At 65.1% G+C, this 25,504-nt stretch carries 22 protein-coding genes and 3 tRNA genes; 7 read left to right on the top strand and 18 right to left on the bottom strand.

The genetic code is table 11. From position 1 onward, the window contains the following. Positions 1-209 precede the first annotated feature (209 nt). On the top strand, positions 210-1,217 hold the full coding sequence (gene rfbB / locus AB0J47_RS36400) for a dTDP-glucose 4,6-dehydratase (protein ID WP_364357081.1): 1,008 nt from the start codon (positions 210-212) through the stop codon (positions 1,215-1,217). A gap of 1 nt (position 1,218) precedes the next feature. Here the strand turns inward: rfbB and AB0J47_RS36395 are convergent, their stop codons facing one another. Further along, positions 1,219-2,805, bottom strand: coding sequence for a DUF2142 domain-containing protein (locus AB0J47_RS36395; RefSeq protein WP_364357078.1), 1,587 nt, complete (start codon positions 2,803-2,805; stop codon positions 1,219-1,221). Further along, positions 2,802-3,782 (bottom strand): glycosyltransferase, encoded by a 981-nt coding sequence (locus AB0J47_RS36390; RefSeq protein ID WP_364357075.1) that lies wholly within the window; start codon positions 3,780-3,782, stop codon positions 2,802-2,804. Before AB0J47_RS36390 ends, AB0J47_RS36395 begins: the two co-directional genes overlap by 4 nt. Before the next feature lie 108 nt (positions 3,783-3,890). On the opposite strand from AB0J47_RS36390, the gene AB0J47_RS36385 reads away from it, so the two are divergent. Beyond that, positions 3,891-4,427 carry a GtrA family protein gene (locus AB0J47_RS36385; RefSeq protein WP_364357072.1) on the top strand — a complete coding sequence of 179 codons (537 nt, stop codon included), beginning with the start codon at positions 3,891-3,893 and terminating at the stop codon, positions 4,425-4,427. A 123-nt stretch (positions 4,428-4,550) separates the two neighbouring features. Continuing rightward, positions 4,551-6,446, top strand: a complete 1,896-nt coding sequence (locus AB0J47_RS36380) for a glycosyltransferase (RefSeq protein ID WP_364357069.1) — start codon at positions 4,551-4,553, stop codon at positions 6,444-6,446. A gap of 90 nt (positions 6,447-6,536) precedes the next feature. Here AB0J47_RS36380 and AB0J47_RS36375 read toward each other — a convergent pair whose 3' ends face one another. The 8 genes from AB0J47_RS36375 to AB0J47_RS36340 form a co-directional block, all read right to left on the bottom strand. After that, the gene (locus tag AB0J47_RS36375) at positions 6,537-7,097 is read right to left on the bottom strand and encodes an O-acetyl-ADP-ribose deacetylase (RefSeq protein ID WP_364357120.1); all 561 of its coding nucleotides are present in this window, start codon (positions 7,095-7,097) and stop codon (positions 6,537-6,539) included. A 348-nt stretch (positions 7,098-7,445) separates the two neighbouring features. Next, a complete protein-coding gene (locus AB0J47_RS36370; protein ID WP_364357066.1) occupies positions 7,446-8,297 on the bottom strand; it encodes an NAD(P)-dependent oxidoreductase in 852 nt (283 codons plus the stop codon). A 183-nt stretch (positions 8,298-8,480) separates the two neighbouring features. Beyond that, complete coding sequence (locus tag AB0J47_RS36365; RefSeq protein WP_364357063.1) at positions 8,481-9,185, bottom strand: hypothetical protein; 705 nt, start codon at positions 9,183-9,185, stop codon at positions 8,481-8,483. Positions 9,186-9,288: 103 nt separating this feature from the next. Then, complete coding sequence (rsgA, locus tag AB0J47_RS36360; protein WP_364357060.1) at positions 9,289-10,413, bottom strand: ribosome small subunit-dependent GTPase A; 1,125 nt, start codon at positions 10,411-10,413, stop codon at positions 9,289-9,291. A 202-nt stretch (positions 10,414-10,615) separates the two neighbouring features. After that, the gene (locus AB0J47_RS36355) at positions 10,616-11,566 is read right to left on the bottom strand and encodes a glycosyltransferase family 2 protein (protein WP_364357117.1); all 951 of its coding nucleotides are present in this window, start codon (positions 11,564-11,566) and stop codon (positions 10,616-10,618) included. Between the two features lie 191 nt (positions 11,567-11,757). After that, positions 11,758-12,597 (bottom strand): ABC transporter ATP-binding protein, encoded by an 840-nt coding sequence (locus tag AB0J47_RS36350; RefSeq protein ID WP_364357057.1) that lies wholly within the window; start codon positions 12,595-12,597, stop codon positions 11,758-11,760. 13 nt (positions 12,598-12,610) lie between these two features. Continuing rightward, positions 12,611-13,489 (bottom strand): ABC transporter permease, encoded by an 879-nt coding sequence (locus AB0J47_RS36345; protein WP_364357114.1) that lies wholly within the window; start codon positions 13,487-13,489, stop codon positions 12,611-12,613. 320 nt (positions 13,490-13,809) lie between these two features. Then, positions 13,810-14,418 (bottom strand): bacterial proteasome activator family protein, encoded by a 609-nt coding sequence (locus tag AB0J47_RS36340; protein WP_364357054.1) that lies wholly within the window; start codon positions 14,416-14,418, stop codon positions 13,810-13,812. Positions 14,419-14,646: 228 nt separating this feature from the next. On the opposite strand from AB0J47_RS36340, the gene AB0J47_RS36335 reads away from it, so the two are divergent. Next, complete coding sequence (locus tag AB0J47_RS36335) at positions 14,647-15,849, top strand: cysteine desulfurase-like protein (RefSeq protein ID WP_364357051.1); 1,203 nt, start codon at positions 14,647-14,649, stop codon at positions 15,847-15,849. 19 nt (positions 15,850-15,868) lie between these two features. Here AB0J47_RS36335 and AB0J47_RS36330 read toward each other — a convergent pair whose 3' ends face one another. Both AB0J47_RS36330 and AB0J47_RS36325 read right to left on the bottom strand, forming a co-directional pair. Next, complete coding sequence (locus AB0J47_RS36330; RefSeq protein WP_364357048.1) at positions 15,869-16,219, bottom strand: hypothetical protein; 351 nt, start codon at positions 16,217-16,219, stop codon at positions 15,869-15,871. Between the two features lie 181 nt (positions 16,220-16,400). Further along, positions 16,401-17,390, bottom strand: coding sequence for an NAD(P)H-quinone oxidoreductase (locus AB0J47_RS36325; protein ID WP_364357045.1), 990 nt, complete (start codon positions 17,388-17,390; stop codon positions 16,401-16,403). Positions 17,391-17,676: 286 nt separating this feature from the next. Here AB0J47_RS36325 and AB0J47_RS36320 point away from each other — a divergent pair, with 286 nt between their 5' ends. The 3 genes from AB0J47_RS36320 to AB0J47_RS36310 all read left to right on the top strand — a co-directional run bounded on the left by AB0J47_RS36320 (position 17,677) and on the right by AB0J47_RS36310 (position 19,583). Next, on the top strand, positions 17,677-18,852 hold the full coding sequence (locus tag AB0J47_RS36320; RefSeq protein WP_364357042.1) for a lactate 2-monooxygenase: 1,176 nt from the start codon (positions 17,677-17,679) through the stop codon (positions 18,850-18,852). A gap of 194 nt (positions 18,853-19,046) precedes the next feature. Next, the gene (locus tag AB0J47_RS36315) at positions 19,047-19,454 is read left to right on the top strand and encodes a MarR family transcriptional regulator (protein WP_364357111.1); all 408 of its coding nucleotides are present in this window, start codon (positions 19,047-19,049) and stop codon (positions 19,452-19,454) included. Positions 19,455-19,498: 44 nt separating this feature from the next. Next, positions 19,499-19,583, top strand: a tRNA-Ser gene (locus AB0J47_RS36310). A 30-nt stretch (positions 19,584-19,613) separates the two neighbouring features. Here AB0J47_RS36310 and AB0J47_RS36305 read toward each other — a convergent pair. From AB0J47_RS36305 to AB0J47_RS36280, 6 genes are all read right to left on the bottom strand, one after another. Further along, positions 19,614-20,666 (bottom strand): hypothetical protein, encoded by a 1,053-nt coding sequence (locus tag AB0J47_RS36305; protein WP_364357039.1) that lies wholly within the window; start codon positions 20,664-20,666, stop codon positions 19,614-19,616. Positions 20,667-21,129: 463 nt separating this feature from the next. Then, positions 21,130-22,617 (bottom strand): FAD-binding oxidoreductase, encoded by a 1,488-nt coding sequence (locus tag AB0J47_RS36300; protein WP_364357036.1) that lies wholly within the window; start codon positions 22,615-22,617, stop codon positions 21,130-21,132. 854 nt (positions 22,618-23,471) lie between these two features. Further along, positions 23,472-23,840, bottom strand: coding sequence for an ACT domain-containing protein (locus tag AB0J47_RS36295; RefSeq protein WP_364357033.1), 369 nt, complete (start codon positions 23,838-23,840; stop codon positions 23,472-23,474). Between the two features lie 562 nt (positions 23,841-24,402). Then, positions 24,403-24,478, bottom strand: a tRNA-Arg gene (locus tag AB0J47_RS36290). A 39-nt stretch (positions 24,479-24,517) separates the two neighbouring features. Beyond that, positions 24,518-24,607, bottom strand: a tRNA-Ser gene (locus AB0J47_RS36285). Between the two features lie 91 nt (positions 24,608-24,698). Continuing rightward, positions 24,699-25,439, bottom strand: coding sequence for a dienelactone hydrolase family protein (locus AB0J47_RS36280; protein WP_364357030.1), 741 nt, complete (start codon positions 25,437-25,439; stop codon positions 24,699-24,701). Positions 25,440-25,504: the final 65 nt, after the last annotated feature.

The following is a 25,504-nucleotide window of genomic DNA, read 5'->3' as shown; positions in this document are numbered from 1 at the left end:
TTTTGTTCACCATCGCGACTCGAGGCTTGGTGGGTTCTTGGAAATGTGCGCGCTGACCATGGTTTTTCAGAATTTACTGAACCACGCTTATTTCCTTTCGGATGTCCAGCGTGACGAACATCACAGATTCGAAACCTGGTTGCGCAGGGTGCATACGGCGGAGCGGATCCGGCGCCGGCGGGCCGGGCGGGCGACGTAAGGTCATGGGTGTGCGACTGCTCGTAACCGGCGGAGCCGGATTCATCGGTGCGAATTTCGTCCAACAGACCGTGGCCGAGCGTCCCGACGCCACCGTAACCGTCCTCGACGCTTTGACCTATGCGGGAAACCGGGCCTCGCTCGCGCCGGTGGCCGACCGCATCGACTTCGTGCACGGTGATATCGCCGATCTGGATCTGGTCGACGAACTCGTCTCCGGTGTCGACGTCGTGGTCCATTTCGCCGCCGAATCGCATAACGACAACTCCCTCGCCGAACCCTGGCCGTTCGTGCAGACCAATATCGTCGGCACCTACTCCCTGCTGCAAGCGGTCCGCCGCCACGACGTGCGCTACCACCATGTCTCCACCGACGAGGTCTACGGCGACCTCACACCGGACGGGCCCGCATTCGACGAGAACACCCCCTACAACCCGTCCAGCCCCTACTCGGCCACCAAGGCCTCGAGCGATCTGCTGGTGCGCGCCTGGACCCGCTCGTTCGGCGTCCGCGCGACAATCTCCAACTGCAGCAACAACTATGGGCCATATCAGCATGTGGAGAAGTTCATCCCGCGCCAGATCACCAACCTCATCGACGGGGTGCGGCCGCGGCTCTACGGCGCCGGACATCAGGTGCGCGACTGGATCCACGTCGAGGATCACAACCGCGCGGTGTGGGACATCCTGGAGCGCGGGCGAATCGGGCAGACCTATCTGATCGGCGCGGACGGTGAACTCGACAACAAGTCCGTGGTACGGATGATCCTGCAGGCCTTCGACCGCGATCCGGACGACTTCGATCACGTCACCGACCGGGCAGGCCACGATCAGCGCTACGCTATCGATGCGACGCTGCTGCGCACCGAACTCGGTTGGACGCCACGCTATCGCGACTTCGCCGCCGGACTCGCCGCCACCATCCAGTGGTACCGCGACAACGAATCCTGGTGGCGTCCGGCCAAAGCCGGCACCGAGCGCGCTTACGTCGAGGCCGGCGAAACGACCATCACCGCCTGAGTCAGCCCCAGACGATCGAGTAGTACTTCCACAGCGCCGCGATCAGCGCTACCAGTGTGGCAGCGATGACGGCGACGGCCGGACCCCTGGTCGGGGTCTGGCCACGAACATCGGTGAGTCGCAACGGCATCCAACGCAGCAGCACCACCAGCGCGATGATCGCCAGCGGCACGAAGTACCGGCCCTGGACGCCGTCGATGATGTAGTAGCCGACCGGCGTGAACGACATGTACAGCGTCACGTAGATCATCGCGACGCTCGCGAGCACCGTCAGCGCGACGATCAGCGTGCGCCGGAAGGTGGCGGTCGCGGTATTCATCCGATCCGCGATACCGATGCTGACCGCGAAGGCGAGCAGGCAGGCCAGCACCGACAGCGCGGGGACATCGATGTAGGCGAAGCCGAGTTCACCGAAGAACTGGGTGAACCACCGCTGGTCGCGCAGTGCGATGCTCTCGCCGAAGGTGTTCACGAAATTCACCGGGTCGGTGAGGATTCCGTGCAGCTGATCGCCCGGACGCACCGAATTCCATTGGTGCTGCGGGCGCATCAGGCCCATCCCGTCGCCGGTCGGCGCGGCGATCTTCATCCAGACCGCGAACGTCAGCGCGCCCGATGCCGCGAAACCCCATGGGATGAAACGCTTCCAGCGGGACGCACCGCCGAGGACGAACCGGTTCGTCGGCACCAGCACCACGAGCATGGCGAGCAGCACATAGGTCGGTTTGCTGACCGGCAGCAGCACGGTCGCGGCCAGTAGCGCGGCCGTCTCGGTGCGACCGAGACCGTCGCCGAGGAACAGCGCCTTGACCAGCAGGGCCGAGACCATAATGGCCAGTGCGTTGGTCAAGGTGTCGGCGGTGACGGTGCCCGCTTGGAAGACGGCGATCGGCAGCACGGCGATGGTGAACGCCAGCCACTGCACCCGGTGTGCGCGCAGGGCCCACAGGCCGAATCCGACCAGCGCGAGGTAGGTGGCCAGGCCCGCGAGGCGGGTCAGCAGCATCATCGCGCCGACATTCAGTCCGAACAGCTCGGCGACCCGAATGCCAATGGCCGCAGGGATATACGGCACCGGCGAGTAGGCGGCGGTATTGGTGAACCAGACCGGCTCCTGCGCCTTCGAAACCGCGGCGTCCTCCATCCGGGCGTAGCTGCCGGGATCGGCCACCATCGGATCCGGCTCTTCCGGATTGGTGGTGTAGTCGTGCAGCGCATAGCCCATCAGCTCGGTGATGCTGATCGGCACATCGCCGCCGTAGGAGATGCCACGCTCGTCGTGGATCCGCTGGGGTCCGAAGCCGCCGTGCGCGACCTGATAGGCGCGACCGAACTGGGTGATTTCGTCGTGACCCCAGAACGGCGGGGTGATCCAGGCGAACAGTGCGCCGAAGACCGCGACGACAATAGTGAAGGCGACCGTGGCCGCGCCGAAGCGTTCTACGATCCTGTGTCGGAAAGCGCGTGCCGGACTCGGTCTGCTCGAATCAGGTTCGGCGGCAGCGGATTCGGGTGCCGCGACATCGTTGTCCGTGGTCTGCGATTCCGTATTCGCGGTGGTTGCGGTTCGATCCGCCGAGGTGGTCAACGCTGGGCCCCTCCGGCGTGTGCGTCACCACCACGCGCGTCATCCGCGCCGACGGCCGAGTAGCGCAGGTAGACCAGCCGGGCGGCCTCGTGCCGGGAGCGCCGGATGCCGTCCAGGATCAGACCCGCGGTCCAGGCCAGGCTGCCGAGCAGCAGCAAGGTGAATCCGAGGAACAGTGTCGGGAACCGGGGCACCTCATGGGTGTTGTAGAACTCGACCACTATCGGAATGGTCAGGATGATCGAAACCAGCCAGCTCAGCGTGCCGAACAGCCCGTAGAACGCAACGGGCCGCTCATGTCTGGCCAGGCCGATGATCAGCGCCAGGATCTTGAATCCGTCGTGGTAGGTGCGCAGCTTGCTCTCACTGCCCGCCGGCCTATCGCGGAAGCCGACCGGAACCGCCGTCCGCGGCACCCGCAGATGCAGGGAATGCACGGTCAGCTCGGTTTCGATCTCGAATTCGCGAGAGACGGCCGGGAAGCTCTTCACGAACCGCCGCGAGAACACCCGGAAGCCGCTGAGCATGTCTTCGACGTTCTCGCCGAATACCTTTCCGACCACGCCGTTGAGCACCTTGTTGCCGGCCTCGTGGCCGGAGCGGTACGCCGAGGCGCCCTCGTCCTGTTTGCGGACGCCGAGCACATGGTCGTACGGACCGTCGAGCAGCGTCTTGATCATCAGCGGCGCGGCCGACGCCTCGTAGGTGTCGTCGCCGTCGATCATCAGATAGATATCGGCCTCGATATCGGCGAAGGCGCGGCGCACCACATTGCCCTTGCCCTTGGTGTGTTCGTGGCGCACGATCGCGCCGGCCGCGCGGGCCCGCTCGGCGGTCGCGTCGGTACTGAGGTTGTCATAGACGTAGACGACGATTCCCGGCACGGCGGCCTGCAGGTCGGCGACGACCTTGGCGACCGAAGCCTCCTCGTTGTGGCATGGCACCACTGCGGCAATTCGGAGCTCGGTGGAGTCCACCCGGTCAATCCTCGATGTCGGCGGTGAATGGGGAACACCGGGAGGGTACAGGGCTGTACCTATTGGTGCTCACTCGGTTCACCGAGCCTACTGGGGTACCGTCGCCGAGTGTCTTACCCAGAGCAGCCCGTGTCATTCTCCGAACGGTCCGGCTCACCGCAATCCGCGCCGGTCGCCGAGCCGCTGACCGTGAAGGTGATCGCCGCGCTGCGGCGCGGCGGTGCCTTCTTGGTGGTCGGCGCGATCGGCTTCCTCGTCGACGCGGGCACCTACAACCTGCTGGTGTTCTGGGGTGGTGAGGGCGTGCTCTACCACGCGCCGCTGCCCGCCAAGATCATCGCGATCGCGGTGGCCACGGTGGTGACCTACTTCGGCAACAAGTGGTGGACCTTCGGGCACAAGAAATCCGACAATCCGGCGCGCGAGTACCTGTTGTATGCCATATTCAATGTGGTCGCTATCGGCCTGCAACTGGGTTGTCTCGGGTTCTCTCGCTATGTGCTCGACCTGTCGTCGCCGCTGTCGGACAACATATCCGGCACGCTCATCGGTCAGATCGTTGCGGTGGTATTCCGCTATTGGGCCTACGACAAATTCGTATTCGTCGGTTCAGCGGATAGCCCGGCTAATGACAAGCAACCATAAATAGCGGGACCGTCCCGGTTCCTGGACAGGCAGTCGCCGAGCCCAATTGATATCCTCGGCCCCGCCGCGAAGGCATCCAGGGGCGTGTCTGTCCCGTCGGCACCAAAGGATTTCGAGGACTTCATGGATCAGTCGGCTACCCAGGCCGTTACCGAGACAAATGACCGACCTTCGGCCGCGCCCGCCTCACTGCGCGTCGATCATCAGGCGCCCGATCGGCTGGTGCTGCAGCGTGGCATCTTCACCGGCCCGTCGGCGAAGGTGAGCGATGAGCTGTATGCCGTCGCCAAGGGCCGCGCCCATCGGGAACGCCTGGAGCTGAGACTGGACAAGGGCGCGTCCGCACATACCAACACCTACTTCGGGCGCTTCGCGGCCAGCTACTGGCAGCGCTGGACCACGGTCACCGAGGTGTGGGCGACCATGGTGCTCGATGTGACCAAGCGGGCCCAGGTCCGGCTGGTCGCCTCCGATATCGCCGGGCACCGCCGGATCATCGAGACCGCCGAGATCACCGCGAGCGGCCCCGTGACCCTGACCGCACCGCTGGATCAGTACGTCGACGGTGGCGCGCTGTGGCTCGAATTCGATGCCATCGGCGGCGAACTCGGCATTTCCGCGCAGACCTGGACCGCCATCGCACCCGAACGTGTGCGCCCCGTCGCCATCGCGATCTGCACCTTCAACCGGGCCACCGATTGCGCCGAGACCGTGGCCGCGCTGGCCTCCGACGCCCCGATTCTCGAGGCCATCGACGCGGTCTATGTGGTCGATCAGGGCACCGATCTGGTGGAGAACCAGGCGCGCTTCCAGGACACGCTGCCGATCTTCGGTGACAAGTTGCGGTACATCCGGCAGCCGAATCTGGGTGGTGCGGGCGGCTTCACCCGTGGCCTGTACGAGGTGTCGGCGGTCAACGAGCACGCCGACGTCATCCTGATGGACGACGACATCCTCTGCGAACCGGAAACGGTACTGCGGCTCAATGCCTTCGCCAATCTGACCGTGGAACCGACGCTGGTCGGCGCGCAGATGTTGTTCCTGCTCAACCCGGATTACCTGAATGTCGGCGCCGAGGAAGTGCATCTGCACGAGCTGAAGCACGGCCAGAAGGTGCCGAAGGCATTGCGCAACACCAGCATGCTGAAGAAGAACCAGGAGCGCCGCGTCGACGCCGGCTACAACGCCTGGTGGACCTGCCTGATCCCGGCCGAGGTGGTCGCCAAGATCGGGCTGCCGGTGCCGATCTTCTTCCAGTGGGACGATGTCGAATACGGCATCCGGGCCCGCGAGCACGGGTTCGTCACGGTGACGCTGCCGAATGCCGCGGTGTGGCACGCGGACTTCTACTGGAAGGACTACGACGACTGGGCGCGCTACTTCAGCACGCGCAACTCGTTGATCGTCGGTTCACTGCACACCGATCTCGACGGCAAAGCCATTACCCGCCAACTGTTCCGGAGTCTGGCCGAACATCTGGTCGCCATGCAGTACGGCCTCGTGCACACCACTTTGCAGGGCATCGAGGACTTCCTGCAGGGGCCGAAGGTCTTGCGCGACGGCGGAATCGCCGCACTGGCCGCCGCCCGCACCAGTCGCGCCGATTACCCCGAGACCATCAAGCATCCCGCCGCGACGCCGTCGGTGCGCTCGGCCGATATCCACTTGCGCCGGGCCGGTGGCGAACCGAGTCGGGTCACGGCGGTGCTGATCAAGCGGGCCATCACCCAGTGGACCGGACGCACCCAGCGCGGTCTGATCGGCGTCACCCGCGAGGACGCGCATTGGTGGCATGTCTCGCTGTTCGACCACGTCGTGGTTACCGACGCATCGCAGTCCGGTGTCCGGGTCCGGCAGCGCGATAAGGCGCGAGCTCGCGCCTTGCTCATCCGCACCATCCGCGTGCTGCGTCAGCTGCGCCGTGAACTACCCAAACTCACCCAGCAATACCGCGCCGCAATGCCCGAGCTCACCAGCCGAGAAAACTGGGAGCGCCTCTACGGCATCAAGCCGAACTGAGCCAGCGCCGCGCACGCTTTTGCCCGCCACGCGCGAAATGACCGGGCAAATCCATGCGCGGCGCGCCAAAAGTGCGCGTGACGACCGCGCTCAGCGCAGTGCGGCTTCGAATGCGGCGTGCGCGCGCTCGTCGAAGACGACGAAGTGGGCTTCTTGTACGGATGTTTTCGTGTGGCGCACCGTTTCGGTAGCGATGCGCGCGCCGTCATCCATCGGCCAGCCGTAGATGCCGGTCGAGATGGCAGGAAAGGCGATTGTTCGCGCACCCAATTCGTCTGCGATCCGGAGAGATTCGCGATAGCAGGAGGCGAGGAGGGCGCCGCGGTCGTCGGTCGCGGACCATACGGGGCCGACGGTGTGGATTACCCATCGGGCCCACAGGTCGCCCCCGGTGGTGGCGACCGCCTGACCGGTTGGCAGTCCTTTGCCGTAGCGCGATGCGCGCAGATTGCGGCAGGCGTCGAGAATCGCGGGTCCACCGGCGCGGTGGATCGCGCCATCGACGCCGCCACCGCCGAGCAGGGAAGAGTTGGCCGCATTGACGATCGCGTCGACCCGCTGCTCAGTGATGTCGCCTCGGCGAAGGATGATGGTGGCGGTACCGGGCGCGCCCGAGATCAGCTGCCTGGCGCGCCCCTCCAGTAGCGGCATCAACGCCTGCCGCCAGGCATCGAGGCTGACCATCCCGCTCGACATGCCGCCGTGCGCGAACTCCGGTCGGTGCACGCTGTCGGGTGCGTTTTTCGCGCCGAGACGCGATCCGAGCACCTGCTCGAAGGTGTCGTGCAGCAGTGCGATCAGCTCGGTCGAAGTCGATGGCGGGTCGAGATTTTCGAGCCGCCTCCGCATTTCCTGCCAGACGTAGGGATCACCGCGCGGCCCCCATCCTTCGGGCTCTGGTTCGAAGATCGCGGCCAAGGTGGTTTTACCGGTCACGATAGCGACGGTAGCGGGCTGACGGCCCGAAAGTGGCCGGGCGGGCCACCTCCGGGGGCGGCGTCAGAGGAACAGGTCGGTGGTCAGTTCGGCGTCGCCGGGGACGACGCGGTATTTGTCCAGGTCGGTGATGCCATGTGCGGCGAGGACTTCGTCATCGAGGAAGAAGTTGCCGCTGGTCTCCTTCGATGGCGAGGTGAGGACCAGGTAGGCGGCGTCGGCATAGATGTCGGGGGTGCGGGAGGTGGCGATCATTTCCTCGCCGCCGAGCAGATTCTTCACCGCCGCGGTGGCAATGGTGGTGCGCGGCCACAGTGAGTTGACGGCGATACCGTCGCCCTTGAGCTCCTCGGCCAAACCCAGTGTGGTGAGCGACATTCCGTACTTGGCGATGGTGTAGCCCAGCGCCATGCCCGCCCATTTCGGATCCAGGTTGAGCGGTGGGGACAGGGTCAGGATGTGCGGGTTGCGGCCGGCCGCGGCCGATTCGCGCAGCGCGGGAATGCTGAGCTTGGACAGCAGGAAGCTGCCGCGGCAGTTGATGTCCTGCATCAGGTCGTACTTCTTCATGGAGATGGCGTCGGTGGGGGATAGGTCGATCGCCGAGGCATTGTTGACGACGATATCGATGCCGCCGAACCGCTCGACGGTCTGGCGCACGGCCTCGGCGACCGACTCATCGATGCGCACATCGCCGACGAAAGGCAGTACCGAGCCGCCCGCCGCCTCGAGTTCCGCCGCAGCGGTGTGGATGGTGCCGGGCAGCTTCGGATGCGGCTGGTCGGTCTTCGCGATCAGAGTGATATTCGCGCCATCGGCGGCTGCTCGCTTGGCGATCTCCAGACCGATGCCTCGGCTGCCGCCCGACATGATCATCGTCGCGCCCGCGAGCGGTTTCGATCCCGGTTCCGTCATGACCTGCTCCTGTCGTCCAGGCCGCAGGAGAGTGGGCCCGCGGCCGTGCCGACCCGTTCGAACGACCGGCGAGCAGTCGCCGACGGGTGTTGTGCACGTTAAGCGTAACCCAGGCTTCTATGCAACCAGTTGCATAGGTGCCGCGAAGAAAAGGCGCCGGAGCCCCGACGCCTTTCGACGCTGTCAGATGCTGGACGCGCCAGCGATCAACACGATGTTGAGCAGGATCATCAATGCCACGAAGGCCCAGCTGATGTAGATGAAGATGGCGCCGGGCGTCTTCTGCGGAACCGGGCCGATCGCACCGTTGAGGAAGATGATCGCAGGCGGCTTGTAGTAGAACAGCGCGCCCTGACCTTCCTGGATCGATGCGGTCGCATTCGCTTGGCCCATATCGAACAGCCAGGGCGTGACCACCCGCACGTGGTACTGACCGGGACCGACCGGAATATGGTTCTGGCCCCACCGCGTATTCGGCACCCGCTGACCGTTGATCAGGATCTTCGGCTTGGTGATCGCCAACAGGAACGCGAACCACTCATAGGAAGCGTTGACCGTGATACCCGGCGGGGCCGGAGCCTGCTGCGGAACCGGCTGCCCGTAGGGCGCCTGGCCGTACGGCTGCTGCCCATAGGGCTGAGCAGGCTGACCGTACGGCTGCGGCGGCGCCGGCTGTCCGTACTGCGGCTGCGGAATATGCGGCTGGCTGCCGTACGGCGGTTGCGGCACTTGCGGTTGGCTGATCGGTGGCTGCCCCGCGGGCGGCGCGTATTGCGGTGGCGCACCGTAGGGATTCGGCGCGCCCTGCGGCGCCGGCTGACCATATGCGGGCTGTCCGGGCCATTGCCCGGGCTGGCCCTGTGGCGGATACCCGCCGGGGTAACTCATCGGAACCCTCCCGTTTAGCGATTTGTGCGTGCCGACCCTACCGTGCTGGTGCGACGTTCGCTTTCCCTCACATGGATACGCAAACTGCCGCTCCCCGCGGGAATCAGCGTCGCGAGCCGCGCTCCTGGTAGAACTGCCGCTGCTGCTTGCGGATATCGCGCCACACCTTCGCACGTTCGGCTTGTAGCCGCTTATCCGATCGCGCTGCCATCCAGGCGTTTTCCCGTTCGAGTTTGCGGTAGCTGTCGAAGCGCCGCTGGGTGAGCGCCCCGCTGTCGACGGCTTCCTGCACGGCACAGCCGGGTTCGCCGTTATGCGCGCAGTCGTCGAATCGGCAGTGCGCCGCGAGGGATTCGATATCGCTGAAGGCTTTCTCGATGCCTTCGGCGGCATCCCAGAGGCCGATGCCGCGTAGTCCGGGCGTATCGATCAGCGTGCCGCCGCCGGGCAGCGGCCGCAGTTCCCGATGCACCGTAGTGTGCCTGCCCTTTTTGTCCACCGAGCGAACGGCGTTGGTGGCGAAGACTTCCTGGCCGATCAGGGCATTGGCGAGCGTCGATTTTCCGACACCGGACGGACCGATCAGCGCGACGGTGCCGTCGAGCATCGCGGTGAGCACATCGAGTCCCGATCCGGTATCCGCACTGACCGCGAGGGCGACCGCACCGGGTGCGACGGCCTGTACGTCGTCGAGCGGAATATCCAGCGCCGCATCCGCTTTGGTGAGCACCACGATCGGCTGTGCGCTGCTCTCCCAGGCAAGTGCGAGCATGCGCTCGATGCGCCCGAGGTCGATATCGCCGTCGGCCGCGCTGCAGATCAGCACGGTATCGACATTCGCGGCCAGCACTTGACCCTGTGCGCGTCGGTCGGCGGCCGATCGCGTGATCGCGCCGCGGCGCGGAAGCAGCTGGCGCACATTGAGTTCGGCATCAATGCTTACCCAGTCGCCGGTGCAGAGTCCGCTGATTTCGGAGTCCGCACCCCGCCGCCTGAGCGGGTCAGGCCGGGACGAGGCAGCTTGCGTAACCACGGACGGCCCCCGCTCGGGCCAAATCAAACGCTGACAACGGGCGCGCGCGAGTCCGGTCGGAGTCGCGACATCGCATTCGCTGCGATCCATGCGGATCACCCGCGCGGGGACGCACCCATCGTCGATGAGCGAGTCGTATTCATTGGCAACGGCTTCGGTCCAGCCGTAAGGGACGAGGAGGTCGTAATCGACCATGATGGAAGGAATCCTTCGTCGGGCGCCGAGCCCGAACCGGACTCAGCGAGAGGTATCTGAGGCGGAAATTCGTGCGACAGCGTGCGTTTGCACAGCTGCTCCAGGCACGACAATCCGAACGGTTCGTGTCACGATCTCCACCTCCTCACTCTCGTCTCGACGTTGCTCGCCCACTCTGGCATGGCGGGCAGACCCGCGCAATCTATTTTTCGTCGGTGGTCTTCTGGTCCGGGGTCGGCTTGCCGAACTGCTCGTTGCGGCCCAGGCTGCGCAGGTGGAACCATTCGCGCAGACCGGCCGGATCACGGCGGGTGACCAGGAAGAACCAGGAGAAGCGGATCCACTCCTGGGGCAGCAGTTTGCGCATACCGGGCTGGGACATGAGATAGCCGCGGTTGCGGTAGGTGAAGTAGCGCTTGACCGGGTCGTCCGGGTACTGGGTGTGCATGCGGCCGCCGAGGATCGGCTTGAATTCGGCGGCGCCGTTGGGATGCAGGTAGGCCGTCTGTAGGCAGGTGCCGAACGGCAGACCGGAACGGACCAGCCTGCGATGCACCTCGACCTCATCGCCGCGCACGAATAGCCGTAGGTCCGGAACGCCGATCAGATCGACCGCCTTGGCGGAGATCAGCGCGCCGTTGAACAGCGAGGCGATGCCGGGCAGGAAGTCTTCATCGCCTAGCTCGGAACGTAGCCGCCGCCAGACCACGCCGCGGCGCAGCGGGAAGGCGAGGCGATCCGGTTCGTCGATATCGCAGACCACCGGCGACACCTCGACCAGACCGTGTCGGCCAGCGCAATCGAGCAGGGTGGCAAGGACTTCCGAGCCGTCGGGGCGACCGTCGTCATCGGCCAGCCAGACCCAGTCCGCGCCGAGGGTCAGCGCGTGCAGCATGCCGAGCGCGAAACCGCCCGCGCCGCCGAGATTGTGCGCCGAACCGAGGTAGGTTGCCTCGATCGGCTGCTGGGCGACCAGCTCCGCGACCTCGGATTCATTGGCATTGTCGACCACGATCAGGTGGTCCACCGGGCGGGTCTGGGAGACAAGGATTTTCAGCGATTCGGCGAGCAGTTCGCGGCGTTTGTGGGTGACGACTACGGCGACGATTTTGGCGTCGGGCCCGGTGCCCGCTGGGGTGCGGGCGGCTTCGATTTGTGCTGGGGAAAGGTCGTCGGAATCGTCGGCCAGGTCGTCTCGGGTGTCGTCTGTGGGCTGAGGCGCTGCGTCGCGCGGCACGGGGTCCTTCGCCGGGACGCTCTCGTTCGGTGCGTCGGAATCCGGCACGGAGTCGATCGGGTCCTCGCGCCCCGCGTCGATCGGGGCGTTCTGCCCGGTCGGCTCACTCATGCCTGATTCCGCTCCAATTCTCGCTCGGTTCCCATTTTCCGTTCCGCTTCCATTTCGCGTAGCACGGTGGCGACATGATTGCCCGCGTCCGGGCCCTCATAGGCACGTACCACTTCTTCGATATCACCGCGTAAACGGATCTGGCCGTGGTCGATCCACATGGCGGTATCGCAGAGCTGGGCGAGAAATTCGTTGGAATGGCTGGCGAACACCAGGATGCCCGAGCGGGCCACCAGTGATTGCAACCGGATCCGAGCCTTCTTCATGAATTCGGCATCCACCGCGCCGATACCCTCGTCGAGCAGCAGGATCTCCGGATCGATGGAGGTCACCACACCCATCGCCAGGCGCACCCGCATACCGGTGGAATAGGTGCGCAGCGGCATCGACAGATATTCGCCGAGTTCGGTGAATTCGGCGATCTCATCGATCTTCGACAGCATCTGCTTGCGCGTCTGTCCGAGGAAAAGGCCACGGATGATGATGTTCTCGAAGCCGGAGATCTCCGGATCCATACCGACGCCGAGGTCGAATACCGGCGCCACCCGGCCGCGGATGCGTGCACTGCCGCGCGAGGGCTCATAGATTCCCGAAAGCAGCCGCAGCAGTGTCGATTTGCCCGCGCCGTTATGTCCGACCAGGCCGACCCGGTCGCCCTCTTTCAGCGAGAGGGTGATGTCGCGCAGCGCCTCGACCACCACCACATCGGACTGATTGCGGCCGATAGAACCACCGGCCTTGCCGAGGAATGCCTTTTTCAGCGACCGCGATTTGGCGTCGAAGATCGGGAACTCGACCCACGCCTGGCGGGTTTCGATACTCACATGGTCGGTCATCGGGCCCGATCTCCTATACCCAGTACGGCACGCGCGAACGGTACTGCTTCATGGCGAAGATCGCCACGATCCAGCCGACGACGGTGATGGCGCCGACGATCACCCAGTGATACAGATGCTGATCATCGCCGAGCAGCGGCGCGCGGACGATTTCGAGGTAATGGAAGGTCGGCACGATTTCGGCCAGCTTCGCGCGCTCGCTCACCTGACCGCCCTGTTCTTCCAGGCTTTTGGTATTCCACATGACCGGCGTCAGCACGAACAGCATCAGCGTGAGGCTGCCGAGGATCGGCGCGATATCGCGGTAGCGGGTGCTGAAGATGCCGAACACGATCGAGACCCACATCGAGTTGAGGAACAACAGCCCGAGCGCGGGGATCGCGAAAATGGCCGTCCAGTGCAGTTTCTCCCAGACGCCGAATGCGGCGAGCACCACCAGATAAATCAGCATGTTGTGCGCGAAGAACAGCAACTGCCGCCAGACCATCCGATAGACGTGCACACTCAGCGCCGAGGGCAGCTGTTTGATCAGCCCCTCGTTGGCGATGAAGACATCCGAACCCTCGAGGATGCTGGCCTGGATCACGTTCCAGACGATGATGCCGACGGCCACATACGGCAGATACGACTTGATCGACTGGCCGAGCAGCGCGGAGTACAGAATGCCGATCGCGGCGGCCTGTACACCGGTCGCGATGGTGATCCAGAACGGGCCGAGCACCGAGCGTCGATAGCGCTGCTTGATGTCCTGCCAGCCGAGTGACAGCCACAGCTCACGCTGCGCGAAGCCGCTGCGGAAGTCCTTGAACGCGCGACCGAAGGTCTGCGAGTCCGAGACGATCGCAGTCGTGACCGCATCGTCCGACGGGGGCGTTTCCGCGTCGGCACTCACCGGATGCTCCGGCGCGGTGTTCTCTTCGGGAGGCACGGAGGTCTCATCGGAACTCTCGTCGGTACGCGCTTGGCTGGTATCTGAACGCACTGAACCCTCTTCAGGACGATCCGAGCTCTCATCGGGACGCGCCGTATTCACATCGGAGACCGAGTCGGGGCGGGCGGCAGCGGACGGCACGGTGCTCGACACTACCCTCGCAATTTCCTGCGGCGTGAGCGGCAGGGCCCGGAGGCGGTAGCGAAGCGTAACCACGTAGGGCCCCGCGATCGCCGCAAATCAGACACCGCCGACCCGGCTGGTACTCGTCTCGGATCTACTCAGAGATATTGTCCGGCGCCGCCGATCGGCGGGTTCGACTGGCCTCCGCGCGGGTCGGTCGCGTGGATGCCCGGCGGCAGCGCACCTTGACGCATCTGTTCCAGCTGCGCCCGCGCCGCCATCTGCTGGGCGAACAGCGCCGTCTGGATGCCGTGGAAAAGGCCTTCCAACCAGCCGACGAGCTGGGCCTGAGCGATGCGGAGTTCGGCATCGGTGGGCACTGCGTCATCGGTGAACGGCAGCGTCAGCCGCTCCAGTTCCTCGCGCAATTCCGGTGCCAGACCCTGTTCGAGTTCGCGCACCGAGGATTTGTGGATTTCGCGCAGCCGGGTCCGGCTGGCGTCGTCCAGCGGAGCCGCGCGGACCTCCTCCAGCAATTGTTTGATCATGGTCCCGATGCGCATGACCTTCGCTGGCTGCTCGACCATATCGGCGAGCGATTCTTCGGCGTCGACCTTATTGTCCGCATTGTCGGATTTCTCATCGCCGTCGGTAACGACCTGCGCGGTGAAGGGCGTGTCCGAACCGGACTCCACGGGTATAGCCAGCGGCCTGCCGTCGGGTCCGATCACGACAATGGATTCGGGTGCTCCATCCGATTGCGTCATGGTCCCCATCATGTCGCGTCCGCCGCGAACGCGCTAAGTCGGTCGCCTTCGATCAGGTCACCGGGTCGGTGCAGCGGCGCGGAGGTGGCGTCTATTCTGTTCGGGTCGTGTGGTTCGGATTTGTTGAAAGTCGGTTGCCATGCTGAGTCCCAGTTCACTGCACCCCCGCCCGCCGGTGAGGGGGAACGCGGTTACCCAGGCTCGCCCGCTGCCTTTAGAGTGGCCAACATGACTTACGACGTCGCGAGGGTTCGGGGCCTGATACCGTCCCTGGGCGACGGTTGGATCCATCTCGACCCGCAGGGCGGAATGCTGGTCCCGGATTCGGTATCTCGTGCCGTATCAACAGGTTTCCGAACCTCTTCGTTTTCCCATATCGGCCGCAACGGTGCCGCCGTTCGCAGTGCCGCGATTCTGGATGCGGCGCGCGAGGCCGTCGCGGATCTCGTCGGCGGTGATCCGGCGGGCGTCGTGCTCGGACCGGACCGTGCGGTTTTGTTGGCCTGGTTGGCGGAGTCGCTGAGTTCGCGACTCGGCCTCGGCACCGGGATAGTGCTTTCGCGATTGGATGATGAGGCGAATGTCGCGCCGTGGTTGCGGATCGCGAATCGCTACGGTGCGCATGTGCGCTGGGCCGAGGTCGAGATCGAGACCTGTGAAATGCCGTCGTGGCAGTTCGAGGAATTGATCGGCCCGACCGCCCGGCTGGTCGCGCTGACCGCCGCATCGCCGATCGTCGGTTCGGCCCCCGGAGTGCGCATCGCGGCGGATCGGGTACACGAGGTGGGCGGTCTGCTCGTCGCCGATTGCTTCGGCGCCGCGCCCTATGCCCTCATCGATATCGACGAACTCAATGCCGATGTGGTCGCGTTGAGCGCCCCCGCCTGGGGTGGTCCGCAGATCGGCGCGCTGGTCTTCCGCGATCCGGCCTTCCTGGATCGTATTCCGTCGATGTCGTTGAACCCCTATGCCAAAGGCGCCGAACGTCTCGAGGTCGGCGGCCACCAATACGCACTGCTCGCTGGATTGACGACCTCCATCGACTTCCTCGCGGGTCTCGACGAGCGTGCCCGCGGCACCCGCCGCGAGCGCCTGGAAATCTCGATCACCTCGCTGCAGGACTACCACGACCAGCTCTTCGAGCACCTGATGGACGTGCTCGACAAAATCTCCAACCTCACCGTCATAGGCCGCGCCTCCACCCGCATCCCCACCGTCAGCTTCACCATGGCGGGTATGCAAGCCGAAAAGGTAGCCGCGAAACTCGCCGACGCCCGCATCGGCACCCTCAGCGGCGTCCACGGCGGCAGCCGGCTGTTGGACGCCCTCGGCGTCAACGACGAAGGCGGCGCCGTCACGGTCGGCTTGGCCCCGTACACAACCAAATTCGAGATCGATCAGTTGGGTCGGGCGCTGGCCGCGCTGGAGTGAGCGCGGACGGTACCGCTGGTCAATATCGCTTCGGCTGCCCCCACTGATTGCTCGGTCGCTCCGGCATCGTGTCGCCGCCCTCGCGTGGCGCGACCGCGTCGGCCGACGCGATGAAGTCCAGATAGATCCACTGCCCATTGGTCTCGACCGGCACCTCGATACTGGCCACCCAACGCCCGTCCACGAGTCGATGCCACGCCCGCTGCCTGGCCGCCATCCGCCCGGACAAGACCAGACCGTACTTCTTCACCCGCGCCGATACCTCGCGTGTCGGCGATCCATCCGGCGGAAGCACACGATCGATGTCGACGTAGATCGGCAGGAGCGGTGAATATGGCCGCCAGACGTCTCGATGTCGATTATCGAACATACATTCGAGTATGACATCGATGATGCGTCACGCAATAACCTGGCGCCGCCGCCGACATCTCCGCGCCCGCCAACGGTGGAAAACCCCCGGAGGCCCCGCTGGTTCGGAGCCTTGCATCTGAGTAAGGATCAGAAGGTTAGAGGTTCGAATCCCTTTGGGTGCAGTGAGCCAGTAGCTCGCGTCAGGCGTCCCGAACGCTCAGGACTACCTTGCCGAAGGTTTCGGACGAGTCCAAGAGGCGGTGAGCCTCGGCGGCTTCGGTGATGGGGAGTTCGGCGTGGATTACCGGGGCGATGGTGCCGTCGGCGATCAGCGGCCAGACGTGATGGCGAAGTTCGGCGATGACGGTGGCTTTGCTGTTGGGGCCGGTGGCGGGGCGGTTGCGGACGTTGTTGGCGTGGATGGTTCCCCATTTCGACAGCAGCGCACCGAGATTCAGTTCGGCGGTGACGCCGCCCTGCATGCCGATCACCACGAGGCGGCCGTGTGGTGCCAGCGCCTCGACGTTTCGTGAGAGGTAGGCGGCGCCCATGATGTCGAGGATGATGTCGGCGCCGGGAGCCTCGGCGCGGATCGCGGCAACGAAATCGTCCTCGCGGTAGTTGATCAGCAGGTTCGCGCCCAACTCGCGGCACCGCTTCAGTTTCTCGGCCGAGCCCGCGGTCACCGCTACCCGCGCGCCGCGGCTGACCGCGACTTGGATGGCGTGCGTACCGATTCCGCTGCCGCCGCCGTGAATCAACACCAACTGCCCCGCGTCCAGCCCGGCGGTCATCGCGAGATTCGACCACACCGTCGCAGCCGCCTCGGGCAGTGCGGCCGCCGCACCCAGGTCGAGCCCGTCGGGCACCGGCAGCACCTGCGTCGCGGCAACCACAACCTTCTCCGCATACCCGCCACCGGACAGCAGCGCGCACACCCGATCGCCGACGTGCCAGTCCCGCACCCCATCACCGACTTCGGCGATGACCCCCGAACACTCCAACCCCATGACCTCACTGGCCCCGGGCGGCGGTGGATAGAACCCGCGCCGCTGCAACAGATCCGCGCGATTCACCCCGGCCGCGGCAACCTCGATCAGCACCTCCCCATGCCCAGGCACCGGATCCGCCGCCTCGCCCCACTCCATCACCTCGGGCCCCCCGAACCCGTTCAGCTTGATAGCGCGCATCACCCCATCGTGCCCCACCCCCGACCGGCCCGCTGCTCACCCCTGCACACCCGGGGTAGAGCCTGTTGCCGAATCAGCGCGGATTTCGGTCGTGCCACAGGTCACCTGCCTGGATGGACTGCTGCCACGTGATCATGCTCCGCTGGTAGGTGATTTGGTCCCAGCAGCGACGTCACGGCTCGGTACTGGATGCGGCTCACACATGGAGTGCGGCGTCCACGTCCTCGGGCGGGGAAATATCGTGAGCTGCCTGCGGGCATGAGGGCGTGGGACTAGCGTTCCCGGCGTGAGCAGCTTTGTCGACTTCCAGAATGAGATCTACGCGGGTGGACTGGGGGGCGTGGTGCCCGAATTGCCGTTGACGGCTGCGGGTTTGGAAGAGCGGGCGCGCGAAGTGCTGAGCAAGGAAGCCTTCGCTTATGTGGCTGGGAGTGCGTCGAGCGAGCGGACGGCGGCGGCCAATCGGTCCGCATTCGACCGGTACCGGATTGTGCCGCGGATGCTGCGCGGCACCTCGGGACCGGGGGCGCGCGATCTGTCGGTGGAGGTGCTCGGGACGCGACTGGCCGCGCCGGTGCTGACCGCGCCCGTCGGGGTGCTGGAGTTGCTGCACGAGGGTGGTGAGGTGATCGTCGCGGAGGTTACGAAGGAACTCGGTGTCGGGACCGTGCTCTCGACGGCGGCCTCCTCCACCATCGAGGATGTCGGCGCGGCGGCCGGTAGCTGGTGGTATCAGCTGTACTGGCCCGCCGATAACGAGCTGGCCAGATCCCTCGTCGAGCGCGCGGAGCGGGCGGGTGCGTCGGCGATCCTCGTAACCGTCGACACCCCGGGTCTCGGTTGGCGACCCCGCGATCTCGAGCTCGCACATCTGCCGTTCCTGCACGGCAAGGGCATCGCCAACTATCTATCGGATCCGGTCTTCCGCGCGAAGCTTTCCGCGCCACCGGAACAGAGCGAGGATGCGATGCGAGCCGCGATCCTCACCTGGAGTGGCCTATTCGGCAACCACGCCCTGCGCCCCGCCGACCTCGCGCACCTGCGGGAGTGGACCGATCTGCCGATCGCGGTCAAGGGCGTCCTGCATCCTGACGACGCCCGCCAAGTCGTCGACGCTGGTGCGGACGCGGTGGTCGTCAGCAACCACGGCGGCCGCCAGGTAGATGGTGCCATCGCCGCACTCGATGCCCTCCCCTCCGTGGTCGCCAGCATCGGCGACCGCGCGGACGTCCTGTTCGACTCCGGGATCCGCACCGGCTCGGACATACTCACTGCGCTGGCACTCGGCGCGAAGGCGGTGCTCTACGGTCGCCCATGGGCATACGGTCTCGGCATCGCAGGCCGAGCGGGGGTGCGCCACGCGCTGCGCGTTCTGCTCGCCGACTTCGACTCCGTCATGGGCCTGTCCGGATGCGCGAACCCGGCCGAGCTCGACCGTTCGATGATCGCGGCAATCCGCTGAACCGCCCGACCCACATGCCCTGGTTCAGGGCATGATTAGTCGTGTGTCCAGGTCTTTCGCCGGACCGCTGGGTTATGCGTTTGCGCAGTTCAGGCGCGCTTAGAATGGAGCATGTGCAACCAGAACCGAGCAGCTACGCGCCCGCCGAGCCGAGGTGGCTCTCGCCGTCGCAGCAGCGTGCCTGGCGGGCCTATATGGACGGTAATCAGCGCTTGGCGACGGCACTCAACCGTCAACTGCAACGCGACTCCGATCTCACCCTCGCCGAATACCGGATCCTGGTCCTGCTCTCAGAGGCCCCTGACCGTTCGTTGCGCATGAGCGAGCTGGCCGACGGCGTGCTGTCCTCACGCAGTCGACTCACCCATCAGATCCGCCGCTTGGAAACCCAGCGGATGGTCCGCCGCAACACCTGCGTCGAGGACGGCCGCGGTGTACTCGCCGAACTCACCGATGAAGGTATGCGTCGGCTGGAGGCCGCCGCACCCGGTCACGTGGAGGCGGTCCGACGCAACTTCATCGACCTACTGGGTCCCGAACAACTCGACGTCGTCGGCGAGGTCTTCGCCCGCGTCGACAACGAGGTAGGCAACTCCGACTGACCCCTCGGCGGACGACGTACGGCGACGGGTACTCTCGTGGGCCTGGAGACGTGGCAGAGCGGCCGAATGCACTCGCCTTGAAAGCGAGCGTCGCGAGAGCGACCGGGGGTTCAAATCCCTCCGTCTCCGCAACACTTTTCGCCGAACCGTCCCTCGCGATCAACCGGTCGCCGTGACCATCAATTCGGTCAGCAATCGCAGTGCGTGGTCCATCTCCGCTTCGGTCATCCGAGCCATACCGCACGATGTGCTCAGCCCGCCGAATGGACGAGGGTAATACTTCCGCGCCTGCGTCAAGGCCGAGCGGATATGGTCCGCACTCGCCTGCTCGTGCACGATGCCGGCGTAGATGGTCGCGTCGGTGGTGAGCTGCTCCAACGGCTGATAGATATCGGGATTGTCCACGTCGGCGAACGGCAGTACGTCGGCCGCCGCCAGCGGAATATGAATACCCTGCAGCGTCCGGCCCTCGGGCCATGCCGCCACAATGGCATTGACCAAAAGCACAACCGGCTCGAATCCGTTGATCTGCTTCAGCCACGTGCTGTGCTCCCAGTCGCCCCGACACAGATGGATCGTGACACGGGCGCCGTCGGGCATGCGGCGCACGAATGCGGCCAGATCCGACGCCAGCTCAACAGCTTTCGCGGCCCGCTCTTGCGCCGACTCGATCACTTCGATCGTCAACATGCGCCCGGGGCTCTCGAGTTGGAACACCACGTCACCGTCGAACAGCCGATGAATAGCGAAGATCTCCTCCAGCGCCGGTTTCCGGAACGACTCGTAATGCTGCTCGAGTCCGGCCTCACCCAGGGCGAAGTACGCATGATCGTACGGATCGACAATGCACGCCTGATAGCTCTTGCTGCTGCCGCGTTCGGCGATCATGCGCTCCAGAATCGGCTTGGCCGCCTCGGCTTGGTCGAAATACCCGAGCAACACTGGCGGAATCTCGAGCTCGCGCTCGCCGGTGTACTCGTAACCAGGCATCCCCGGATAGGCCAACTCGATGTTTCCGTCCTTCACCTTCCGCATTCCAGGAAGCGCGAAGGTACTGCGCAGCCTCGGCATGATCCAACCGGGAAAGGCCGTGTCACCCTCCGGAAACGATGGCAGGTACTCCCACATCGTGCCGAATTTCTCCATCGCGATCTGTCGTGTCGGCGCGTTGGCGCTTCCGACCAGGTATGTCACGGGAAGTGAAAGAGCCATCGAGTGTCCTCTCCGTACGGATGTGCGGGGACTATAGCGCCCAAGACCTCCGCCCGACTCTCACTACGCGGCATCGATCCGAATCGGATACTGCACGAAATCACCTTTCTCACAGGCAAATTCACCGAATTGACGTCGATGCTCGACCTGCCCCGATCGCCCTCCCGCTACTGGGAACTCGATGTTGGGTGCGGCCAGCCGTCACTCCAGACGTCCTGCCGACAATCGCGTTTGGCCCGCACAGCAGAGCCGTGACCATTGAGCGGGTCGGGTCCGCCTGTGGAAGTGCTCACGAATTGGGCTGTGTCAGGCCAGAATTGACCGATGACTGAGCTCGCGTTGACGGCGGAACGGGGTGGGGGTGGCGTGGTCAGCAAGGGGCCAGAGGCTGGTGATGACGTGCCGGAACCTGCTGGGCCGCCGACGGCCGCCCGGGGGTTGCGGAGCAGCGACGAACTGTCGATCAGTGTGACGCGGGCGGGATGCTCTGCTCGTACTGGAAGACGTTGTGGGGGTCGTACTTCGCCTTGATCCTGCGCAGCCGCTCGAAGCGCTGGCTCCCCCAGTAGGCGGTCTGCCACTCTTGCATTCCGATGTTCGGCACGTTGACGTAGGCGCCGTCCGCGTAGGGCCGAAGCGCCTGGCTGAACTCAGCGGTCCATGCCTGGGCCTGCGAGGTCAGCGGGTCGCCGACGCCTGGTTGTGTTGACCGAGTCCCCCAGGCCGCGCCGATCTCGCCGTAGAAAAGCGCGTCGCGATGCGCGAACGCCGTGCCGCCGGGGGGCTCCCTCTTGATCGCCCCGCCGAAGGCATCGACGAAGTAGTTGCTCTCCTCTGTGGGAGCGTTTCGCATGAAGTCGCCGATGATGTCGATCGCCTTCTTCGGGAACCGCTCTTTGACGAACTCCGAGAAGAACTTCCAGTTCGCGGGCTCTTGCGCGAGCGGGACCTGGGCTCCCGCAAAGAAGTCGCCCCAGTTACCGACCTGCACCGTGACATCGGGTCTGCCGACCGACAGGATCGGAGCCAGCATCTCTGTGGCCTGTGCCGCTGCCCCGTCCACAAGCCACGCGGACAGCAGGATCTGGGACTTGTGGATCTCGAGCTCCGATCCCAGACGGCTGTCGGCGGACGGTACCGTACGCTGCCACGCTTCGAAGACCCCGTACAGGTCCCCGAGTCCATCCCATGTCGCCTGCACATAGGCGAGATGCTCGAGCGGATACACCTTATAGGTGAGTTGTGTGACGATCCCGAAGTTGCCGTTTCCGGCCCCGCGAAGCGCCCAGAGCAGGTCCGAGTGGTGCTGCAAGTCCGCGTTGATCACCTCGGCGCAGTCGTGACCCGACGGGACGACGACCTCGGCCGCCATCAGGCTGTCGCAGGCCATGCCAAGCCAGCGGTTGAGGGGCCCGAGGCCACCGCCGAGCGTCGCACCACACAAGCTCACGCTGCCCTCGCTCCCGGTTGTGACCGCAAAGTTCTGCTTCGCGAGCGTCGTCACCGCTTCCAATTGGTTCAGCCCCGCACCGACCGTCGCGATACGAGCGCCAGGGTCGATCTGGACCGACTTCAGCTGGCTGACGTCGATCACGATGCCGTTGTCGAGGTTCGACCAGCCTTCGAGGGCGTGGCGGCCGCTGCGCACCCGCAGCGCGATGTTGTGCTGCCGCGCCCACGTCAGGGCGTTCACCACGTCCTGGGTTTCCTGTGCGAAGGCGATGACCAGCGGATAGTGAGAAAAGAGCTGGTCCCAGCCGAGTCGCGCATCCGTATACGACGCGTCACCCGGGCGGACGATGTGGCCGGTCAGCGTCGCGGCCACACTTCCAGGGGCGCTCGCGTCCGCAATATTCGGCGTGTCCGCGGCCGTAAGGCCCGAGACAACGACTGCTCCGACGCCAGCGGCCGCCGACGTCCTGAGCAGGTCACGGCGAGAAAGATCGCTCAAGGTTGAGATCCTCTCAATCGGTCTACGCCAGTACCGGCTGCCAAGGGAACTCTTATCCGCTGGCCGCCGGGCAGTCCCTTGTGGTCGACCCCGCACGGTAACGGGATGACGTGGTGGTGTGTCCCGACACGCCAACCGAGAACGATGACGACAGCCTGAAGGAGTAATGGACTGAGCACACGCTCTACGCAGCGGGGTTTGACGGCTTTCACGATCGCCGAGTGCATACCGTCGGCCACCGAATGGGTCGGGATGATCTCGACATCACCAAATCCCGCCGCCTCCAGGTGGTTTCGATACTCGGTGAACGACAGGGCTGTCGCGGTGCCGTCGAGCCGTGCGCCGTTATTGCAGTTCCTGATCAGTACCGGCCGTCACCACGAATACGAGTCGCTGGCAGAGGCTCGGCTCCTATTGATGCTGGGCATCGCTGGAGAACTGACCGAGGTGCTGGCTCAACCGCCGAGGTTGCGCTACCTCACGGACGAGGGCGCGGCGAACCATACGCCGGAGTTCTCGGCCTGCACCGAGTCCGGGGATTGGCTGCGCAACGGCGAGTCGCCCCAATCTTCGAGCGCGCGCTTGCCCGCGGCCGTGATGCGGTATCGCTTGGTGTCGCGCGGGCACCGTCCCGGCACGACGGTGTCTCGCAACCGCCTGCAGACTCGAGTGCCGCGAGTTCGCCGTAGACCTGCGAGTGGCTGGTCGACCACATGTACCCGATCGGCACGTTCATGCGTCGCGTGACGTCATAGCCGGTCATCGGCTTTCGAGCGAGCAGCACGCCGGAGGCCGCTGACGCTACCGCCGAGAACTCCTGCACTAGACAGCAGCGGGCACCGCATTCGGAGTCTTCAGCCGATCACCCGGTGCCCGGCCCTGCGCAGCAGCTCAGACGCCTCGTCCACCCGATCAACGGGGATCAGCACGATGTCGCCGTCGAAGCTGGCCGCGACCCAGACAGGCACATTGCCGGCTGCGAGCGGCGCCACGATCGCAGCCAACATGCCGGTCGCGTCCGGCGGGTGCGCCTCGTCGCCATTCCACAGCGCCACCCAAGCGTCGTCGGCCGCGTCCTGGCGTCGCATGCAAGCTCCGCCGTCAGGGCCGCGCACGACCGCGAGCACCTCGCCATCATGGGCGACCTCGACGTCCGATACCGCGCGCTCCAGCACGTATCGACCCTCCAGCATCCGCAACGTCTGATGATCAGCGACCGACACCAGCGCATCGTCGCACACCGATCGCGTCTGATGTCCAGCGTTATGGACAGTTCGTAAGGAATCACAAACGGGAACGCCACAGACCACCGCGGCCCGGCGATGCACGCATCCCGCAAGACCCGTCCGGTGAATCGTCCGGGAAGCGACGTCGGCCGGAGCAGGAGCCGGCGCCATCGCGACCGCGAAATCGTTTACAGCTACTTGCGGACCGGCGCTGCCTCGGACTGGCCAATCTGTTGGCTCTACGTGCGAGGGCTTCCTATCACCATCTTCGGCCCAATCGAACTCGGGCGGCGGCGGTCCCCATTGCCGCGGATTGGTGAAAACAACTCGGCAGGCACCGAAATGGCCGCGAACCAGTTGGGGCATTCTCGTGAGGGCGTCACGGAGCGGCATTACATCGTCTCGCCGGAGCAGGCACCGGACTCATCGGCCGTGCTGGAGCTGGGACTAGGAACGGCCAGGTGACGAATTTTTGGTGCCGAATTCTTGGTGTTTCTTTGGTGGTGGTCCGATATTACGGACTGACCTGACCTCGAAAAAGGTCCCGACCTGGTAAATATGGTGCGCCCGAAGGGATTCGAACCCCTAACCTTCTGATCCGTAGTCAGATGCTCTATCCGTTGAGCTACGGGCGCATGCTTGTGTTCAGTTATATAGCCCGGCGAACCGGGGTGTGGCGGAGGCGAGAGGATTTGAACCTCCGGTCCCCGTGAAGGGACAACTCATTAGCAGTGAGTCCCATTCGGCCGCTCTGGCACGCCTCCTGGAGCCTTCTCTTCGAGGGCACCGGTCCTTTCGAACCGCCGAACAGGAAGGTTACAGTAGCCGACGTCCAGATCGCAAAACGCCAGGTAATCACCGAAGATTGCTGTCGAACCAGTCGAAAATCCGGGTCTGGGAATCGATGAGATCGAAGTCGTCGTCGCCGCCGGGTCGGTCGGCGCGGTGGTGCAGGCCCGGATAGGTCACGACGAGGCTGGCGACTGCGGCGCGGGCGGTGGCGTCGCGGAGTTGATCAACTTGGCTGGGTGGGGTGTCCGGGTCGTCGGAGCCGAAGAGCCCGAGCCATGGCGCCTGCAGATCGGGGGCCGCGCGGATGAGGGCATCGGCCTCGTCGGTGAGCGGTTCGACGATGCCGGCTGCGGCAACGCTGACCGCGGCACCGACGGGGCGATTGGTCGCCACCAGGAAGGCCGCGGTGCCCGCATGGTCGAAGCCGAGCACGCCGATGCAGTCCGGGAAGACGCCGCGGCGGGTGAGCCAGTCGAAGCAGGCGTCGAAATCGTCGAAGAGCTCGTCGCCGAAAACCTCGTTCGCCGGCTCGCCGTCGATGCGATGGAACAGATCGGGCGCGACTACCGTCCAACCCTCGGTCGCCAGGGCTTTCATGAGTTCCAGCAATGGCCCGGTGAACTCCCGGGCTTCGTGCAGCATCACGATGCCGCCGCGCGCATTGCCTTCCGGCTCGGCGACCGTGATGGGTACCTGTGCGCTGGCGGTCCGAGGCCGATCGTCGGTCGATTGTTGTGGGTGCGAACCGGAAATGATCTCGTCGCGACTACGTAGCGGCGCAATATCGTCGTAAATGCCCGACATGAAACAAGGGTAGGTGGATCTGCTGATCTTCGCGAGAAATTGCACGTGAGCGGCCCTGACGCGCA

The organism is Nocardia sp. NPDC049737, assembly GCF_040674755.1.
In the GTDB taxonomy this organism is placed as follows: Bacteria; Actinomycetota; Actinomycetes; order Mycobacteriales; family Mycobacteriaceae; genus Nocardia.
This window is presented reverse-complemented; position numbering and strand designations above follow the sequence as displayed.